At 25.4% G+C, this 17,422-nt stretch carries 14 protein-coding genes; 13 read left to right on the top strand and 1 reads right to left on the bottom strand.

Going from position 1 to position 17,422, the window contains the following annotated elements; genetic code table 4:
• Window positions 1–2 precede the first annotated feature (2 nt).
• The 12 genes from D2845_RS03215 (at window position 3) to D2845_RS03575 (ending at window position 14,375) form a co-directional block, all read left to right on the top strand.
• Window positions 3–713, top strand: coding sequence for a potassium channel family protein (locus D2845_RS03215; protein ID WP_110858419.1), 711 nt, complete (start codon window positions 3–5; stop codon window positions 711–713).
• A 116-nt stretch (window positions 714–829) separates the two neighbouring features.
• Complete coding sequence (locus tag D2845_RS06840; protein ID WP_002881907.1) at window positions 830–1,132, top strand: 4'-phosphopantetheinyl transferase superfamily protein; 303 nt, start codon at window positions 830–832, stop codon at window positions 1,130–1,132.
• Between the two features lie 10 nt (window positions 1,133–1,142).
• On the top strand, window positions 1,143–1,931 hold the full coding sequence (locus D2845_RS03205; protein WP_002881910.1) for a lysophospholipid acyltransferase family protein: 789 nt from the start codon (window positions 1,143–1,145) through the stop codon (window positions 1,929–1,931).
• 6 nt (window positions 1,932–1,937) lie between these two features.
• The gene (locus D2845_RS03200; protein WP_110858420.1) at window positions 1,938–2,753 is read left to right on the top strand and encodes a segregation/condensation protein A; all 816 of its coding nucleotides are present in this window, start codon (window positions 1,938–1,940) and stop codon (window positions 2,751–2,753) included.
• The gene (gene scpB, locus D2845_RS03195; RefSeq protein WP_002881912.1) at window positions 2,746–3,375 is read left to right on the top strand and encodes an SMC-Scp complex subunit ScpB; all 630 of its coding nucleotides are present in this window, start codon (window positions 2,746–2,748) and stop codon (window positions 3,373–3,375) included. Before D2845_RS03200 ends, scpB begins: the two co-directional genes overlap by 8 nt.
• On the top strand, window positions 3,362–4,195 hold the full coding sequence (locus D2845_RS06835) for an RluA family pseudouridine synthase (RefSeq protein WP_110858421.1): 834 nt from the start codon (window positions 3,362–3,364) through the stop codon (window positions 4,193–4,195). Before scpB ends, D2845_RS06835 begins: the two co-directional genes overlap by 14 nt.
• A gap of 14 nt (window positions 4,196–4,209) precedes the next feature.
• Complete coding sequence (locus tag D2845_RS03185) at window positions 4,210–4,512, top strand: glutamyl-tRNA(Gln) amidotransferase subunit C (protein ID WP_002881916.1); 303 nt, start codon at window positions 4,210–4,212, stop codon at window positions 4,510–4,512.
• Window positions 4,502–5,827 (top strand): amidase family protein, encoded by a 1,326-nt coding sequence (locus D2845_RS03180; protein WP_110858422.1) that lies wholly within the window; start codon window positions 4,502–4,504, stop codon window positions 5,825–5,827. The genes D2845_RS03185 and D2845_RS03180 overlap by 11 nt, the downstream gene beginning before the upstream one ends.
• Entirely contained in the window at window positions 5,820–7,247 is a 1,428-nt protein-coding gene (gene gatB, locus D2845_RS03175; protein ID WP_110858423.1) for an Asp-tRNA(Asn)/Glu-tRNA(Gln) amidotransferase subunit GatB, read from the top strand. Before D2845_RS03180 ends, gatB begins: the two co-directional genes overlap by 8 nt.
• Window positions 7,228–8,322, top strand: a complete 1,095-nt coding sequence (locus tag D2845_RS06830; RefSeq protein WP_002881919.1) for a YihY/virulence factor BrkB family protein — start codon at window positions 7,228–7,230, stop codon at window positions 8,320–8,322. The genes gatB and D2845_RS06830 overlap by 20 nt, the downstream gene beginning before the upstream one ends.
• 162 nt (window positions 8,323–8,484) lie before the next feature.
• A complete protein-coding gene (locus D2845_RS03165; RefSeq protein WP_110858424.1) occupies window positions 8,485–9,492 on the top strand; it encodes an ECF transporter S component in 1,008 nt (335 codons plus the stop codon).
• Window positions 9,492–14,375 carry a valine--tRNA ligase gene (locus tag D2845_RS03575; RefSeq protein WP_231992769.1) on the top strand — a complete coding sequence of 1,628 codons (4,884 nt, stop codon included), beginning with the start codon at window positions 9,492–9,494 and terminating at the stop codon, window positions 14,373–14,375. The genes D2845_RS03165 and D2845_RS03575 overlap by 1 nt, the downstream gene beginning before the upstream one ends.
• A 262-nt stretch (window positions 14,376–14,637) precedes the next feature.
• On the opposite strand, the gene D2845_RS03155 is transcribed toward D2845_RS03575, so the two are convergent.
• The gene (locus D2845_RS03155) at window positions 14,638–15,651 is read right to left on the bottom strand and encodes an IS30 family transposase (RefSeq protein WP_117275964.1); all 1,014 of its coding nucleotides are present in this window, start codon (window positions 15,649–15,651) and stop codon (window positions 14,638–14,640) included.
• Window positions 15,652–15,928: 277 nt separating this feature from the next.
• On the opposite strand from D2845_RS03155, the gene D2845_RS03150 reads away from it, so the two are divergent.
• Window positions 15,929–17,422, top strand: a complete 1,494-nt coding sequence (locus tag D2845_RS03150; protein ID WP_231992768.1) for a TrkH family potassium uptake protein — start codon at window positions 15,929–15,931, stop codon at window positions 17,420–17,422.

Here is a 17,422-nt window from a genome sequence, read left to right as displayed (position 1 = left end):
ATATGGGATTTTTTAAAAGAGCAAGAGAAATTTGTATCATTGGAATTGGTCGTTTTGGCCAAGCTATTGTAAAAAAAATACTTTCAAGCAATGCAAGTGATATTCGCCTTGTTTTAGTTGATAACAATGAGCGTAATCTTTTGCAATTTAAAGATGAAGTTGATGGTGTTTATGTTGGAGATTGTGCTGATAGCAAAACCTTAGAGGCACTTAAGATTGATGAATTTGATGTTGTTATTGTCGCAACACCAAATAATATTGAAATTGTTGCAACGTTGTCTGAATTAGGCGTTAAAACAATTATTGCTCGGGCTTTTAGTTCAAGGCATGCAAGAGTTTTAAGACAAATTGGTGTGACTCAAATTATTTCTCCAGAAGAAGAAGCGGGTAAAAAAGTTGCAATTTTAGTTTCAAATAATTCATTGACAAAATTTTCAGAAAATATTACTGAAATAAGGGATGGATTTGTGAGTACAACTGTTTGCATAAAAAACCCAGATATTGTTAATAAAAACATTAGCGAAATAGCTTTTCGGAGTGAATACAATGTGTTAATTTCATTAGTACAAAGAGATACAAAAACATTTTTACCAAGTGGAGATTTTAAAATTAAAGAGAATGATTTAATTACTTTTATTGGTGAATTAAGTGATATTATCGAAATTACTGAGTTTTGTACAAAAGATAAAAAAAATAAAATAAAAAATGAGTAATTTTTTCAAATTTAAAAAACAATGTGCAAATCAAAGAGACTTGCACATTTTTTTATTTTATAATTTAATATTAGTTATTAATTTATAATTAATAATATTCTTTCATTAGGGGTGTTATGATTTCAATTGATCTTACAAAAATTAAGCGTTTTAAAAGAGTTTCAAATCAAGCAATATTGAAGTTTCTTCATCCGCTTGAAATTGAGCAATATAGGCAGCTAGAAAAACAAAAAAAACCTACTTTTTTAGCAACAAGATGAGCAGTAAAAGAGTGCATTTATAAAATTGATAATTCTTTGTTTGATTTTAAGAAAATTTTAATTGAAAAAACCAATGAGGGGAAATATATTTTTGAAGATTTTCAGCTTGCAACAACAAATGAAGATGGTTATGTTGTCGCTGTTGCATTTAAAAAATAAGGAGTTAAATATGAAATTAAAAACAAGAAAATTTTTTCGTTTTTTTCCATTAATTCACAACATTTTAGTGCTTAAAGCAAAAGCACGAAGAAACCGAAGCATGCCAGATTATTACAAAGCATCTGAAAGACATTTTTTCGTTCAAAAACATGGTTCAAATATTTTAAGGCATTTAAATATCGAACTTAAAGTTGAAGGGTTTGAAAATATTCCAAGTGGACCTTGCTTTTTAACACCAAATCACTCAACTTATTTGGATCCCTTGATCATTATTTCTGCACTTTGAAATCATGGCGATGGACAAAAACGATCAAGACAAGCAAACTTTGTTGCAAGAAATGAAGTAAAAAAGAAAAAAACCATTGCGAAAATTGCTGATTTGATCGATACATTTTATATAGATACTAATAAACCAAGAGAAGCCTTGTCAATTTTAAAAGAATTTGGACAGCACGTCAAAAAAAATCAAACATGTGGTGTGATTTTCCCAGAAGGGACTCGCACAAAGGATGGTAAAATTCATAATTTCAATACCGGTGTTTTTTTAACAGCACAATCAACCTACATTCCACTTGTTCCTGTCACAATTAATAATGCTGCCAATGCGTTGGATGATAATCGAACAAATAAATTAGTAGTAACTGTTATATTTCATCCAGTGATCAAACCACAGCAATTTCAAACTTTAGATAAAAGAGATTTTGCTTCTTGGATTCAAGGAATTGTGCAAAGTTCTTATGTTGATCAAGTTATTACATCAAAAGAAACAATAAAAAATGATTATTCAAAAAGAAACTAGGTTTTAATGTTAGATGAGATAAATAATTTAGAAAATAAAAATACTTATTCAAGTTCAAATAATTTTAGCAATAATGAAAATTATAAAAATTTAGATGATAAACATATTTTTAGACTTTCAAACTTTGATGGTCCACTTGATCTTTTAGTTAGTTTAATTAAAGAAAAAAATATCAGTATTTTTGATGTTGATTTATATGAATTAGCTACACAATATTTAGAAATTATTAAAAAAATTGAATTTTATGAAATCGATATTGCTTCTGAGTATTTGGTGATGGCAGCAACCTTGTTGCAACTAAAAGCAAGAATGCTTTTACAAGATGAAGAAGTTGTTGAAGAAATTAAGCAAGAGAAAAAAAGACTATTAGAACAAATTGCTGAATATGAAAAGTTTAAAGAAATTGCAATTGTTTTAAAAGAAAATGAAGATAGTCGACAAAATTTATTTTCAAAAGAACCTGAAGAACATGATGATTTCAAAAGAGTAGTTGATAATTCAGTATTAGATGGATATTCAAGTAGTTCAAAACTTGTTGTTACCTTAAGAAAAATGTTTGAAAGAACATATTCTGAAATGGTAAGAAATATTACAATTTCAACAGTTGCAGTTAGTCCAGAAAAACAAAAAGAGCGAATTATTCATTTATTTTTCAATAAAAATGAACTTCTTTTTGAAGAGGTTTTTAATGTACCATCAATGGGACATTTTGTTATCACCTTATTAGCAATTCTTGATTTAGCAAGACAAGAAATTGTTTTTATTGAACAATATGAAGATGAAGGAGTTATCAAAATAAAAAAAGGACCAAAGTATGAATAATAAAATTATTGAAGCCTTATTGTTTATTCAAGGAAGTGATGGAATTACTCCAGACCAAATCAAAGAAGTTTTTAAACTTAACACAATTCAAGAAGGTCGAAAAATGTTGCGTGATTTTAAAACATTTTTTAATAATTTAGACCGAGGGATTAAAGTTTATGAATTTAATGATGTTTACAAATTTTTAACAATTGAAGCAGCTAGGGAACATATTACAGACTTACTGACAATTGCAAGAAAACAAAAATTATCAAACGCCTCAATTGAAGTAGCTGGTATTGTTGCTTATAAACAACCAGTTACACGTTCAATTATTTCAAATATTCGGGGTGTAATTAGCGATGGAATTGTTGCAAATTTATTAGAAAAAGGCATTATTGAGGAAGTTGGTGTTGCTCAAACTCCTGGTAATCCAATTTTGTATGGAATAACAAATAAATTTTATGATTATTTCAAAATTAAGACATTAGCAGAACTACCTCCTTTCCCAGAATTTGAACGTTATTCAAATGTGGAAGATGGAATGGAAAATAAAGAATTTAATTTATTTGATTCACAAAGAAGTGACACAAATAATGATGGCATTTTTATACATGAAGAGGATTTTAATGAACAAATTTAGAGCAAAAAAAGATGATGTTGGACGGATTTTATATAAATATATTTTACGCATATGTGATAATGTACCAAAATCCCGAATTGAAAAAATTTTTCGACAAAAAGATATTAAGGTTAATGGGATTAGAACAAATGATAAACAATATAAATTGCAATTAGATGATGAGATTGTTGTATATGGAATTTCGGAAATTGCAAAACCAAGCAAAAAAAATTTAGCAAATATTAATTTCAAAGTTATTTATGAAGACAAGAATCTATTAATTGTTGATAAAGCAATCAATGTTTCAATGCATTCGGAAGAAAATTGTTTGGATGATCAAGTTCACAAATATTTAAATTTCAAAAAAACATCTTCATTTGTTCCCGCATCAATTGGAAGAATTGATAAAAAAACAAGTGGTTTGGTTGTTTATGCCAAAAACTATAAAACATTAGTTGTTTTTGATGAATACCAAAAATATTTTGAAAAAGTTTATCAATTTGTTGCAAATTTCAATCAAGATAAATTGGATGTAACTGTGCGTTTAGAAAAAGATATTAAAAATGAAAAAATGAAAGTTAATCCAGATTTTGGCACAAAAGCAAGAACGATTTTTTATAAAGAAGGAAATCGAAGTTATGCTCAAATTATTACTGGAAAAAAACATCAAATAAGAGCAACATTAGAATATTTAAAAATGCCAATATTAGGCGATACAAAATATGGTGGTAAAAAAGCAAAAAGACTTTATCTACACTCATATTCAATTAAATTTTTAAATCTCCCAGAAGAATTTGCAGAATACAATAATCAAATTTTTATTTCACATCCAAAATGATAAAAGGAAAAATAAATATGAAAGAAGCAAAAATTAAGGAATTAGCAAATAATTTATTGCTTGAACCAAGTGAAGAAATTATTAAATTAACACAAGATTTATTGGCAACAATAGATAAGGAATTGCTTGAACTTGAATCAATTAATTTGGATGATATTAAACCAATTTCACATCTTGATGAAATAGGGATTGAATTTGATGATTTGAGAGAAGATATTGTTGATGAAAGAAAAAAAATTTCTAAAGAAGATATATTGAAAAATGCCGCTAAAAGCAATGATCAATTTGTAATTATGAAAAGAGTTGTCAATGAGCAATAAAAAAATTGAAAATATTATTAATAAATTAAGTCTTGATAAAAATCATGCGATTGCTTATTTGTTCAAGAATGCCAAATTAAAAAATCAAGGACTTTTAGCAAATAAAGTATTTAGTATTAAAGATAATTATGCTGATTGTAATGTTGAATGCAAAGGTTCAAGTATTTTTTTAGAAAATTTTAAACCACAATATAAATCAACAGTTATTAAATTGCTTGAAGAAGCAGGAGCTACTTGTGTTGCAAGAACAAATTTGGATGAATTTGGAATGGGTGGTAGCGGTGAATATTCTGCATATGGTCTAATTAAAAATCCTTTAAATGATCAATATTTAGTTGGAGGTTCTTCTTCAGGAGCAGCAGCGTCTTTTATTGATGATATTGATTTTGCAATTGGTTCAGATACAGGCGATTCAGTTAGAAAACCCGCCTCAAATATTGGAGTTATTGGTTTTAAACCAAGTTATGGTGCAATAAGTCGCTATGGTCTATTTTCATATGCATCTTCACTTGACACAGTTGCTTATTTTTGCCATAATGTTAATGATTTAATAAAAATTTCATCAATTCTTTATCAAAAAGACAAAGAAAATGATATGACATCAATTGATTTGAGTTTCGAATATCAACAAATTAAAAAAAATAAGCCAAAAAAAATTGCTTATTTAAATTGCTTTGATAAATTAAATCCTTCAATTACCAATTCATATAAAAAATTCTTAGAAAAATTAAATCAAGATGGAATTGAATTAGTTGAAATTAAAGAAGAAGAAAAACTTTTAAACTCAATTGATGTGATTTATAAAATTATTTCTTATTCTGAAGCATCTTCTAATTTAGCAAATTTAACAGGTGTTTCTTTTGGAAAAAGAAATGAAGGAAGAGATTGAATTGAAACTTATACAAAAACAAGATCAAAGTATTTAGGTAAAATGGTGCAAACTCGTTTGATTTTAGGTTCATTTTTCTTAGAAAATGAAAATCAAGTGAAATATTTTGTTAAAGCAAAAAAAATACGTCGACTATTAATTGAATATTTTGAAAAAATTCATGATTCTTCAGATTTATTTATTTATCCAGCTTCAAATGATATTGCACCTAAAATTGGTAAAAAACCAACTTATCAATCTTATATGGACAATATTTTAACATATGCTAATTTAGTTGGCAATCCTTCTTTATCAATGAAATTGGGAATTGATAAAGAAACAAATATGCCTTTTAATATTGCTTTTGATACTAAAAAAAATAAGGACACAAATTTATTTGGATATGCATTATATTTAGAAAAATTGTTAGGAGAATTAAATGAATAGTGATTGAGAATTGGTAATCGGTATTGAAATTCATATTGAATTAAATACAAAAACAAAAATGTTTTCTTCACAACCAAATTTATATTCTGATACTCCAAATATTTATGTTTCACCAATTGATTTAGCATATCCAGGGACATTGCCAATTGTAAATAAACAAGCAGTTATTAAAGCAATTAAATTAGCAAAAGCATTGAATATGGAAATTGATCATTTAATACGCTTTGATCGAAAAAATTATTTTTATCCAGATTTAACAAAGGGTTATCAAATAACCCAACAATTTAATCCAATTGGAAAAAATGGTTCAGTTAAGATAAAAGTTGATAATGATTGAAAAACAATTGAAATTGAAAGAATTCATCTTGAAGAAGACACAGCAAAATCATTGCATGAAAAAGACCTTACTTTTTTAAATTATAATCGTTCGGGAGTTCCATTGATTGAAATCGTTTCAAGTCCAGTGCTGCATTCAGCAAAAGAAGCAGTTGCTTATGTTGAAGCAATTAGACAAACTGTTCTTGCACTCGATATTTCTGATGCCAAAATGAATGAAGGAAGTTTAAGGGTTGATGTTAATATTTCAACAAGAAAAAAAGGAACTAAAGATTTGAACACAAGAATTGAAATAAAAAATTTAAATTCAATCTCAAATATTGAAAAAGCAATTAAATATGAATTTGATTATCAAGTTGATTGCTATGAAAAAAATCAAGAATTTGAACAATCAACAAAAAGGTTTGATGAATCAAAAAACATTACTATTTTAATGCGTTCAAAATCAGATGCAATTGATTATAAATATTTTCCTGATCCAAATATTCCCTATATCAAATTAAATGATGAATTAATCAATTCAATTGAAATTGAGGAATTGCCATATGAAAAAGAAAAAAGATATCTTGATAAGGGGTTAAATTCAGTTCAGATTTCACAATTAATAAATAATTTAGAATATGCTAATTTTCTTGATCATTTGCATACAACTGATTTTAAAAAAACAGCAAATATCTTTTTTTCAGAAATTGTTTCATACTTAAATCAAAATAATTTTTCAAATCAAAAAATTCCTTTTGATGTCAATCAGATTTCAGAATTAATGCAATGAGTTATTGATGAAAAAATCAACAAAAATGATATTAAAAAAATACTTTTAATTAGCAAGCAAAATCCAAATCTTTCTTTTGAAGAAATTGCTAAGAAAAATCATTTATTTTTAGAAAAAAAAGAAATTTTATTAGAAGAAATTGTTGCTCAAATCTTAGTTGAAAATCCAACTTTAGAAACTGAATTTAAAAATAATTTTAATCGTGCTTCGAAGTTTCTAGTTGGTCAAGTGATGAAAAAAACAGCTGGTAAAGCAAATGTAATTGAATTGAATGAATTAATTAAGGTAAGATATGAAAAAGAAAAAAAATAAAGATCTTCTTCCGACTGGTTGAGATAAAGAAGATGACTCTCAGGAAATAAAAAAAGATAATAATTATTCAAATAATTTTTCCTCAAAGCATATTGTAAAAAATAAAAAGAAGCAAAATTTACTTGAAAAAATTATTAAATCAATAATTTATGGAATTTTATTTATTACAATTCCTCGTTACATTAAAAGTTCAAAAACAAAAGGTAGAGAAATTGTTAATTCAGCGTATACAAAAATAAACTCACTTGAATTTGCTTTTGCTCCAGCTGGGTATGCAATGTATTTATTCTTATCATTTATTCCAACAATTGGGTTAGTAATTGGAATTATTGGTTCGATTAATCAAGAGTTTGAATTTGTAATAAAAGTTATTATCTTAGGGCAATTAGTTCCTGGAATTGATAAAGTCATTCCAGCATTTTCTGAAGTTTGGTCCAATGCTGGTGGAGCAACAACGTTTATCATTGTGGCAATTTCAGTTTTATGACTTTCATCAAAAGGATATAGTAAATTCATTTTATCACTTGATGCTTTGTATGAACACAAAACCCAAAATGCTGCTTGACAAACAAGAATCAAAGGTTTTATTACAAGCATTATTATCACTTCGGCTTTAATCATTTTTTTATTAATCATTTCAGCATTTTTAGCATTCATTTTAAATAATGTTTTTGGAATTAAAATTACAAAAGATATTGTTTTAAAAGATCTACCCTGGGAATTTCAACTTATTTTTTGATTACCAACAATTTTCTTTTTACCATTTGCAATTTGTTTGGGATTTTTATTAGCATTTAAATTTGCACCAAGTTTTAGAATCAAATTTTCACAAATAACACCTGGTGCTTTTGTTGCAGCAATTCCAACTGCGCTGTATATTTTAATTTTTGGTTCACTAACCTCTTTAATTAATTACAAACAATTTGGGGTTGTTGCTTCATTTATGTACATAATTTTGTTATTAAGTGTGATGTCATATTTTATTTACATCGGAATTATTGTTAATTCAAGCTTTTATAAGACTTTTATTAATCTTCCAACAATTGGAAAAGGTGGATGATTGAATAAAAAATAAGAGTAGAAAATCTTGTTTTTTTGTAATTTGATTAAATTAAGTCAATAATAATATATTATTATTTATATTGATATAGCAAGATTTTTTAGCTTATTATTAGATTATTTTGTAATGCATTAACTTTTATAATAAATTTAAAAACTGAAATTTAAAGGAACAAATATGAATTCAAAATTACCTGGTGGAATAAATCATTACCTGCAATGAGCAAGATCGCAAACAAGTATTTCATTCAAAAAATGAAATTCTAAAAAAATTGCTTTTGTTGGTGTTTTGATTGCTATTTCTGTTGTGATGTTTTTAATTTCAGTAAGAATTTTGCCAATTAGTGCGTTACCTGCTTTTAAATTTAGTTTTATTGGTTTACCAATTAAAATTACAGGGTTTGTTTTTGGTCCAATTGTTGGCATTATTACAGGAATTTTAGCTGATCTAATTTCATTTGCATTAGTCCCAACTTATTATAATGTCTTATATACTTTAGCAGTGGCTGTTGCAGGTTTTGTCCCGGGATTAGCTGCTTATTATTTCTTTAATTTGAATGAATTATTTTTTTCAAGAAAATATCGAATTTATAAATATAAGCAAACTGTTGATTTTTTTAAAATTCAATTTTCTGAAGCGCTTGCAAGAGAAAATTCGGAAGATTTACAATATTTTTCAGAAAAAATTGCATTTTATGAAGTTAAGATTATTTTGCTAGAAACAAAGAAAAAACCAATGGCGATGATCAATTTTGCTTTCATTTCAGCAATCGTTTTCTTAGTATTACAAATTATTATCATTGTTGCAATTTTTTCAAAATTAGATAATTCAATTTTTGAACATAACCGTTTTATTAAAAATAAAACATTTTATGTAATTCTTACCACATCTGGGTTTATTGGAATGATTGTTTTTGTTGTGCTTTATCGTTTATTTTTAAGAAAAAAATATCAAACATTTATTGAAATAATGGCCATTATAACATTTTGTGCAATTTTGGAATTAGTCAACACAGTTTTATTGGCATGAGCTGACACAATTACCCTAAGAACAGATTTTTGAGTTAATTTTACAGGGCAAACACTAACAAGTCCAGTTAAGATCTTTTTCAATTTAGCAATTATTTTGCCAACATATAAAGTTGTAGCTTCATTAATCAAATCAAAGGAAGGCGATAGATTTTAATGGAAGATAAAAAAATAACTGGCTTGAGAGTTTTAAATTTAAAAAAGAAAAGCAAAATTAAAACAAATAATAAAGTTTATTTAAAAACACATGTTTATAATCTAAACTTTAAATTAGCTAAAAACAACATTTTAGGAATTTTATCTAATGATACTGAAGCTAAAAAAACAATTTTTGAATTAATTGTCAATAATGAGATCAAAGATAACAGGTATCAAGGTTTTATTGAATTTAAACAAAATAATGAAGATGAATATGCATTTATTTTTAATAATGCTAATTATCAAAAAGAAGTATCGTTTGGTTTTGATGATAGTAATTTGTTTGAAAACAAAACCAAAGATACAGTTTTTTCATATTTACAAAGATATATTAAAAAAAGTAATATTGTTAATTTCTTAACAAAACTTTTTAAAAATAATTGACAAGATGTTTATCAAGATTCAAAATATCATTTAAGTTACAAATATTATGAAATAAATTTGGAGTTGCAAAAAACAATTGCAACTAATATTGAGCAACTTAAAAAAATGCTTTTAAATAATGATTTATCAGTTCTTGAAAAAATGGATTATTCAGATAAAACGCTATTGATGCAGGAAATTTATAATTTAATTCGTTTGATTGTAAAATCAATTCAAGAAGCTGAGCAAAAATTTCTTGTTTATTTAGAAGATCGAATTAAAGAATATGAATCAGGAAGTTCTTTAATGAAATTTAAAGAATATAAACAAGCTAAACAAGAATATGCTAAATTTTTTGATCAAGAAAATATTTTGCATTCACGTTCAAAAAAATTATTTTTTCTTACGAAGTGAGAAAATTCATTAAGACTATTTAAATTAAAACGCGAACGAAAATTGGATACAAAAAAATTTTTTTCAAAGTTAAAAAGTGAATTTATTCAAGAAATTAATTTTAATAAGTTTTCTTTGAAAAAAAAGACTAAATTTGATTCATTTGCCTATTTTTATCCACGATATTATGTTAATAAATGCTTTTATTGAGCACATTTGAAATATTTTAAAAAAATTAAATTGATGCAACATTCAATATTTATTGATTTTGTCAAAGAAATTTACAATTTACGGAATGACATTTTTTATGAAATTGGCAATCTTGGAGTTTTAAATTCACAAAAACAATTTAGAAAACAAGTTAAATTAATTACAAAATCAATTTTAAATAAAAATATTAAAATGTATGTTTATCGTTTCAAAAATTTAGCTAATCAACAAAATGAAATTTTTCTTAAAAAAACAAATTTAGATGCTTATATTGAGGATAAGAAAAAAGATAATTTTGTTAATTTATCTAAGATCAAAGAATATGAATATGATCTTGAAGAAAAAAGATCAGAATATTATTGAAATATTGATACAGAAGGTAAAAAAATCAAAAATCAGGCTAATGCTTTATTTATTGATTCATTGCCTTTTTTTAAGAATAATAAAAATAACCTTGATTTTATTCATAAAAAAATTGATATTTTAATGAAAGAAATTTCTAAATTACATGCCGAAGAATTTTTAAATCAAGATCATAATTTATTAACACCCAAACCTTTTTTGAAAGTATTTTATGATCTTAAAGCAATTAAATATTTACTTTTTGACTTATTTGATAATTTTTATAATTACAACAAAATCATTAAGAATTTAAAAAATAATAAAGATGAAATTTTTAATTTAATTTTAAAGTCAAATATTTATCGAATTCTTTTAAAATCGAATATATCACTTGATAAATTAATCATGAATTTATCTTATTTAACTCTTGATGAAAAAATTTCCTTGGAAATTAATAAGGTTTTAATTAATGATCCAAGCGTGATTGTAATTGGAATTTTTTTAGAAAAATTAAACGAAGAAAATCAAATTAATATCTTGAATAAATTTAATGCATATCTTTTAGCTAATGAAGGAATTGGCATTTATTTTTTAGATAATATAAATGTTGCCGCAAGATTGACAACTGATTTGAATATCATTTATAATGCAAGAACAATTGAGCAAGGTAAAACCAATAAAATTATTGAGAATCCAATCAATCCATTAGTAAAAAAATTATTGAATAAAGAAGACACTAAATCGCAAGAGAATCTGAAAGAATTTCTTGATAAAAATTATTTATTTGTCAATATACTTGAATATGAAATTGAACCTGATCATTACATTTGATGCAAATGGGATCAATTAATTAATTGGGCGGATGACAAAAATATTAAAAATAAAAAAATTCGTAATTCTTTATTATTGGACTCACAAACAGCACTAAGTCCCAAAACAATCAATGAAAAAGTTGATTATATTGAAAAAACAATTATTGATTTTAGTCAATTAAATGCTTCAAACAAAAAAATGGGAGAAAAAATGGATAAAATTTTTGATCACAAATTAGTTGAAAAAGGAAGAAATCAAAAATGAATTGATATGAAAGCTTTTTCAACACATGATTTAAATAAGAAACCTTTTACTATTATTCTTCCTCCTCCAAATGTAACAGGGAAATTGCATATTGGTCATGCTTTAGATACATATCTTGCAGATACAATTATTAGGTATAAAAAAAATAAAAATTTTGATGTGATGTGAGTTCCTGGGAAAGATCATGCCGGGATTGCTACGCAAGTTGTAGTTGAAAAAAAACTTGCAGAAATCAAACTTGATAAATATCAATTAGGTCGTGAGAAATTTATTGAAGAAATTTGAAAATGAAAAGATGAATATTCAAATAATATCAATGCACAATGAGCAAAATTAGGACTTGCTCTAGATTATCCAAATGAACGTTTTACTTTGGATAAAAATGCGAATGAAGCAGTGTTAAAAGTTTTTATTACGATGTATAAAAACAATTTAATTTATCGTGATAAAAAAGCAATTGTTTGAGATCCAAAACTTAAAACAGCTCTTTCAAATATTGAAGTCATTTCAACTGAAATTAAGCAAAAAATGTATTATTTTAAATATCCGATTAAAAATAGTAAAAATCATTTAATAGTTGCTACAACAAGACCTGAAACAATGTTTTCAGATGTTGCGATTGCTTTGAATCCAAATGATTCAAGATATCAAGCATTAAAAAATTTATTTATTATTCATCCATTAACAAAAAAAGAAATTCCAATTATTGCATCCGAATTTATTGATTCAAATTTTGGAACTGGTGTAATGAAAGTATCAGCTCATGCTTTTGATGATATTGAGATTATTAAAAGAAATGGACTCCAAATTCTTGAATGTATTGATGATGAAGGAAAAATGAATTCTTTATCAGGTAAATACAAAGGTCTAAATCGTTTTGAAGCAAGAGAATTAATTGCAAAATATTTAGATAAAAATGGTTTTGTTGAAAAAGTTGAAGAAATAGTTTCAAATGTTGGTTATAGTGAAAGAAGCAAAGAACCAATTGAAGTTTTAGTAAAACCACAATGATTTGTAAAAATGAAGTTTTTAGCTGAAAAAATTCTTAAAAACTTAAATTCTTCAAATGCAATTAAAATCATTCCTTCTAAATTTGAAAATAATCTTATTAAATGAATGGAAAATGTTCATGATTGAACAATTAGTCGGCAAATTTGATGAGGACACCGAATTCCTGCTTGATATAAAGATAATGAAATTTTAGTTCAGATTGAAAATCCAGGTGAAGGATGAATCCAAGATAATGATGTACTGGACACATGATTTAGTTCAGCTCTGGCACCTTTTGTTTTTTTAGGTTGACCACAAACAACTGAAAAAATTAAAAGATATTTTCCAACAAATTTATTAGTAACAGGATATGACATTATTTTCTTTTGGGTTTCAAGAATGTATTTTCAAAGTTTAGAATTTATGGATGAAATTCCTTTCAAAGAAGTTTTATTACATGGCCTAGTTCGTGATGCGCAAGGGAAAAAAATGTCAAAATCACTTGGCAATGGAATTGATCCAATTGCAATCATTGATCAATATGGTTCTGATGTTTTAAAAATGGCTTTAATTTTTAATTGCACACCGGGTGCTGATATTAATTTTAGTGATGAAAAAATTCAAAGTGCAAGATTATTTATTAATAAATTCTGAAACATTGCCAGATTAATTCAAAATATACCAATTGATTTAAATGCAGAATTTAGTTATGAAAATTTAGATCAATTTGATCAATGAATTCTGTTTGAGCTTAATCAAACAAATCAAAATATTGATAATGCAATGAAAAATTATGAATTTACAATTGTTTATAAATATATTTATGATTTTGTTATCAATAAATTTTCAGGTTGATATTTAGAATTTTTAAAATTTAAAAATAATAATTATTTTGTTCATTACTTATTTAGAGAAATATTAATTATGTTACATCCATATATGCCATTTTTAACAGATTATTTGTTTGAAAGTATTTATTCTGAAGAGGTATTGGAAACTAAAACTACTGAATATTTCAATTCTGAAGAATTTACATCAGATCATGTCAATAATTTGATTGAATTAATAACCTTATTAAGAAAATATCGTGAAGATAAGCAAATTTCAAAAGCATTAACATTAAATTATTTTCTTGAAGCAACAAGTATTAGTGAACTAGAACAATTAATTATTTTTAAATTAGCTAATTTTAGTTGGGAAGAAAATAAGGATTTCTTAATTCAAACTTCGTTTTCAAAATTGTTTATCAAACAACGAAATGAAGATAAAGAAAATGAAATTCTTGAATTAAAAAAATTAATTGAAATTACAAAATATGAAATTGCTTTTAATGAAAAATTTTTAAACAATCCAACCTTTATGCAAAAAGCTCCAGAAGATCAAATTAAACAAAAAAAAGAAAAATTAGCTTTACATCAAAAAAATTTGGAGCTATATTTGCAAGAATTAAAAAATAAAGAAAAATAAAAATTTGGTTTAAAAAATAACCAAATCCTAAATGAAAAGTTCAAGTGCAACACTGTTGCATTTGCTTTTTTTATTATAAATTAAATGTTTCTATAACTTATTTTTTTGTTTAAAATGAAAAAATATTTATTATTTTTTTGAATCTAAATTCAATTTAAAGAGTTTTATTATTAAAACTAAAATTTGGAATACTCAAAAAACTGACATTAGTCAGTTATTATTTTTTTTAGTTTGATTTTATCAATTTTAAATAAGTAAATTTTTATAATATAAAGTCATTACTATTTTCTTTTTTAAACAACTCCAAAGGTGTTAATCAGTTTAATATTTCTCTTGGCATATTGTTGATTTTGAAAACTATTTTTTCTAATTCTTCTTGGGTTATTTCATTAAAATCAAACCCCTTTTTAAATTCTCTTCTTAAAATCCCATTTCAATGTTCATTACTACCTCGTTGGAATGATGCATATGGTTCTGCACGATATATTTTTATGTCTAACCACTTAGCTAATAAACCAATTTTTTCAAATTCAATACCATTATCTATGGTTATGCTTTTGACAAATAAATTGTTATCTTGAATTAGATTTTTAAGACTTGAATTTATTACAAATCCAGATTTTGAACGAACTTTTATTGCGAATCCGATTCTTGTTTTTCTTTCTGTAAGTGTTAAAACATTGTAATATCCATTTGATTTTCTACCCAATACAAGATCAGCTTCTCAGTGTCCAAATTCTTTTCTTAAATCAATTTTTTTTGGTCTTGTTCATATTGGAAAAACGTAATCTGCTGAATTAACCAATCTTTTTATAACTGATGTAGTTCTTTTTCCGCCCTTTTTATATCATTTTCTTAATCTATCTTTTCTTTTGATAACTCAAAGATTTTTATTTATTCAGTTGTATACCGTTCTTAATGAAGGACAATTTATATTTGGATCCTTTTTTATCTCATGTAATGTAGCTTTCACACCATAGTATTTTTTGTCATATTTATTTTTGAATAATTCTGTAAATTTATCAAATTTATTCGGCAACAAAAATCTAAAATAATATTTATGTCTATGACGTTTTTTAGCCTTAATGTTTGCTACAATGGGGTCATAAGTTCCTAAGCTTGTGTTTCTTTTTATTTCTCGCATAATTGTTGAAGGACTTCTATCTAATTTTTTTGCAATTGAACGTATTGATTTATTACGATTAAGCTCAAATTTTATATAAGATCTTTCAACTTCATTTATATGTTTATATTTATTATTTTTGTTATAATTCATATTGAAAGTTCCTTTATCTCAAGCGGGACTTTTTTTCTTATTTTTAAAAATAAAAATTCAAGTGTCCACAACTATATTTTATATCTTTAGTGTGTTGCACTTGAATTTTTATTTTTAAAAAATCGCAAGAAAATTTATCTTCTTGTGATTTTTTTTCTTAAAAAAAATAATTAATTAGAAATATTTATAAATTAAGGAATACAATTTATAACAAATATTATTAACATAATATTCTTTTTTAATTTAATATATAATTATGCGCATGAAAAATAAGACAATGAAATCTTCAAAAAACAATAATTTCCTAAAGTTTTTTCGAAAAATTGGAACAATAAGATATATCTTTATTATTTATATCTTATTTACAATAATCATTTCTTTATTACTTTATTGAAACATTTCACATAATAAAGGTGTCAAACAAATTAAATATATTGATGCCTTGTTTGTTGCTGCGTCAGCTTTTAGTGATACTGGGTTAACAACACTAACAATTGCAAACACGTTCAATGAATTTGGACAAATACTAATTGCCATTAGTATGGTTGCTGGTGGAATTGGAATTTTTACAATCAAAATTTATATTTTCCAAACAATATTTGGATTTAAGTCAAGTATTTTTAGCAATATGGCATCACAAACAGAAAGAGGTTCCAGTTCTGTTTCTGAAACTAGAAAAATGATAAAAGTTGCAATTTCATTCTTAATCATCACAACAATCATTGCTTCTTTTATATTCACAATGCTGCTTTATTTAAAAGATAATAACCTTCAACCAATCAAAAATGCTCTTAGTGATCCACAAATAAAAATCCAAAAAATTCCACATGGAAATTTTCCACAGGCTTTGAAATTAGGAATTTTTCATGCAATAAGTTCAGTTAACAATGCAGGATTTGATTTATTTGGAAAGGATAGTTTACAACCTTTTTATTTTGACTATGCTTTTCAAAGTGTGACTATCATTGTTTTTTTACTTGGTGGGGTTGGATTTCCTGTTATTTATGATGTTTGAAAACGAATTCAAGCTGCAAGAGAAAATAAAAGCATTCATCGATTTCAGTTATTTACAAAATTCACAATTATAACTTTCATCATTACTACAATCATTGGTTTTGGACTAAGCACAATTATTGAATATACTTCAAAAGACCCAAATTCATTTTGAAGCAAGAAAGAATATGGTAGTGATGGCGACAAAATTTTTGCAATTTTTTTCCAAGTAAATTCAACACGTTCAGCTGGATTTGCAACAGTTAATTACTATGAATTTAATCAATCAACAATCTTATTACATGGGATTCTAATGTTCATTGGTTTCTCACCTGTTTCAACAGCTGGAGGGATTCGGAACACAACAATTGCTGTTATATTTTTAAGTGTTGTGACAATGTTGACAAATAAAAAAAGGATCAATGCCTTCAAACGTCAAATTGGTAAAGAAACACTAATTCGAGCAGTCAATGTTTTCACTTTAGCAACATTGTTAGTAATTGTTGTAACAATTATAAACTACTCAACACTTCCAACAACTTCAAGCAAAAAAGATATGATTTTTGCATTATTTGAAGCATGTTCTGCTTTTGGTAACACTGGATTAACAACCGGATTAACAGCTGATATGAATTTACATATTGCTGGAAAAATTAGTCTTATTTTCTTAATGATCATTGGTCAATTTGGAATTCCGCAAGCAATCAAATTCTTTGGAAGAGACAAAGAAAAACCTGAACGCTATCAATATGTTTATGAAGATGTATCAATTGGTTAG

The organism is Metamycoplasma alkalescens, from assembly GCF_900476125.1.
Lineage (GTDB): Bacteria > Bacillota_I > Bacilli_A > Mycoplasmatales > Metamycoplasmataceae > Metamycoplasma > Metamycoplasma alkalescens.
This window is presented reverse-complemented; position numbering and strand designations above follow the sequence as displayed.